At 57.6% G+C, this 2,742-nt stretch carries 2 protein-coding genes; both read left to right on the top strand.

Annotation, left to right across the window (positions count from 1 at the left end; all coding sequences use genetic code 11):
* Positions 1–155 precede the first annotated feature (155 nt).
* Positions 156–680: an RNA polymerase sigma factor gene (locus RMO15_RS31665; RefSeq protein WP_309722802.1), complete on the top strand. Its 525-nt coding sequence runs from the start codon at positions 156–158 to the stop codon at positions 678–680.
* 386 nt (positions 681–1,066) lie between these two features.
* Positions 1,067–2,689: a hypothetical protein gene (locus RMO15_RS31660; RefSeq protein ID WP_309722798.1), complete on the top strand. Its 1,623-nt coding sequence runs from the start codon at positions 1,067–1,069 to the stop codon at positions 2,687–2,689.
* Positions 2,690–2,742: the final 53 nt, after the last annotated feature.

Here is a 2,742-nt window from a genome sequence, read left to right as displayed (position 1 = left end):
CATCACTCTCTCTTTTGCAATTTCGGCTCCAAGACGACAAAAAGTTATGGGACAAGATTAGCGCCGGGCGGGGGTTAGGGGGGAAGAAGGTGAGGGGGAAGAAAATATATTTTGTACCCTTTTGCGCCGCTCTCACCGTCTAACTCTGCAAAACCATGACGAGTGTGGCCTTTCTGCAACAAGACGCAACAAGTGAGACAGCGGCGCTTCTGGCTCCCCACGAGGCATCGCTGCGCTTTTTGTGCCGCGAGCTCACGGGCAACCACGACGACGCAGAAGATGCGCTTCAGGAGACGTTTCTCCGAGCAATTCGTGGCCTGGGGAGCTTTCGGGGCGAGGCACAGCTCAAGACCTGGCTGACACGTATCGCCATCCGGGTCTGTTTAGAGCAGCGCCGCAAGCAACCTATTGCTTTAGAGCAGCTTCCCGCGCCGCGTCCCCATGCCTCACCCGAGACGCAGACCCTCCAGAAGTTTTTGCTCCAGAGCGCCCTCTCCGAGCTGCCGCCGCGTCGCCGTGCGATCTTTCTGCTCAAAGAAGTAGAGGGCTGGAGCCTTTCGGAGATCGCGGAGGCCACCGGAACCAACGCCCCTCTCGTCAAAGTTGAGCTTTACCGCGCCCGAAAGACCCTGCAAAGCTGGGTGGTGCGCCAGGAAATCCAGGAGAAACGAATCCCATGAAAAATAATTCTTTGAAGCCGCTTATTGACGAGGCTTGCGCTCGTCGTGCCGCCACGCCCGCCAATGGAGACGTGGTTCGGAAAGCACTTGCAGCAAGCCAACAAGAAGAGCGTCCGATACGTCGCCCGTTTGGCCTTGCTTTCCCATTGGCTCTAGCGGGCACAGTGACAATAGGCATCGGTCTCTCAAAGTTATATTCACTTCCTGTTGCTAACCAAGTGCCTCGCGTTACTAACCAAGTGCCTCACGTTACTAACCAAGTGCCTCGCGTCGCTAACCAAGTACCTCACGTCGCTAACCAAGTACCTCACGTAGCTAACCAAGTACCTCGCGTCGCTAACCAAGTGCCTCGCGTCGCTAACAAATTGCTTTATGTTGCTAATATAGTGCCTCATGTTGCTAGTGATGATCTTGATGTTATCAACAATGGAGGCAGTGAGGCGGCAATTCAGCACTGGGCGCAGCTTCCGCAAGACGAGCAGCTGGCGCAGCTTGAGCGCATCAAGGCGATCGTCAAAGGCGGCGATGATTTTATTGATGTTCCCTTGCCAATGGTGGCAACAACGGCGACGACAGCCGCCGCAGAGGCGCTGGCGACCTACCAAGCGGAGCGACAGATCGTGGATGGGCGGCTGGCGCAGGGCGTCACTCTGGGCGTGAAAGCTCTCTCGTTTACAGATATGTGCGCCGAGCTGACACGCAAGACAGGCGTCAAGTTCTCCGCCGCAGCCAACGTCGCAGATGACAATGTCACGGTTTTCTGCACCAAGCGCCCCGTGCGCGATTTGATGCGCGAGATCACCAATCTCTTCGGCTTCACCTGGACTCGCTCCGGCCAGCCCGATGAGTACAACTATAGGCTCACCCAGCCCGTGAAAGCACAGCTCGCCGAGCAAGAGCTGCGCAACCAGAACCGAAATACCATCGTGTACTTCAATACCATACGCTCTCCTGTCAAGGCAGGCGAAGACGCGGAGTGGACAGTGCGAACACAAAACAATGAACTAGCGATTATCAAAGGCGAGTTTCGTTCCCTCGATGTTCAGAGAGTTGTACCAGAGGACATAAAATACTCCAAGCAACCGGGCACTCAAGTGGGCACTCCAGAAGCTAGCCAAGTTGTCCTCGATCTCGATCTGAATACCCTGGATATTACAGGTCGTATTATTTGGGGCAGCTCACTGACTCTCACTCCCTCAGCCAGTAGCAGCAGCAACGCCAAGCGGAACAAGGCGCTGAAGTTGCTGCCAGAGCTGCTACGTAAAGTCACGATTGCCCCCGTGCCGGGTGAGCGTGAGCCGCGCCTGCCCGGCGAGAGCGCCCCGGAGCCGCTGGTGACCACGGCGGATCTTTTAGAGGCGATTCATCATGCCACGGGCAAAGACACCATCGGAGACTCTTTCACCAAACTACAAGCGCCTCAGCGGGTGACGGCCAAGAACCTGCCGCTCTTCGATGCCCTCAATACCGTCTGCGAGCCGCTGGGCCTTCAGTGGGGCCAGGAGCGCGGCTGGTTTTCGTTTCGGAGCGCGAGCTTCTACAGCGACCGCGTTCAGGAAGTGCCAAGTCGCTTCTTGCAGCGCTGGGCCATGAGTCGGCGCATGAACCGTGGCCTGGTCGCCACGGACTTGGCCGAGATCGCCACGCTCCGAGACGAGCAGCTCGACTCTGGGTTTGTGGGAAGCGGCGTGCGGGTGATTCAGAACCTTCAGGAGTGGAATGTCGCCACCAACGCAACGCTCCGCCCGCACTGGCGCTTCTTTGCCAGCCTCACGCCCGAGCAGCAAAAGAGCGCTCTGACTGCCGAGGGCCTGGGATTTCGCGCTTTGCGCCAGGCCCAGCAGTGGGAGCTTCTGCGGCTCGCGTTTGAGAAAAAAGACAACGTCTCCAGTGTCGCCACGCAGCTAGGCACGATTCGGCTCTGTGTCGAAAAGACGCGCTTCGTCTACCACTACACCCGCCCCGACGGCACTCCCAGTGAGGTGGTTATTAGCGGAGGGCCATCGTAATCTGCGTCTTGCTACGGCGGTCATCGGGGATTTCAAGAGGAATGCGAAGCTGT

Source organism: Armatimonas sp., from assembly GCF_031410135.1.
GTDB lineage: Bacteria > Armatimonadota > Armatimonadia > Armatimonadales > Armatimonadaceae > Armatimonas.
Note: the sequence above shows the minus strand (reverse complement) of the source record. Positions and strands in the feature narration are given on the sequence as shown.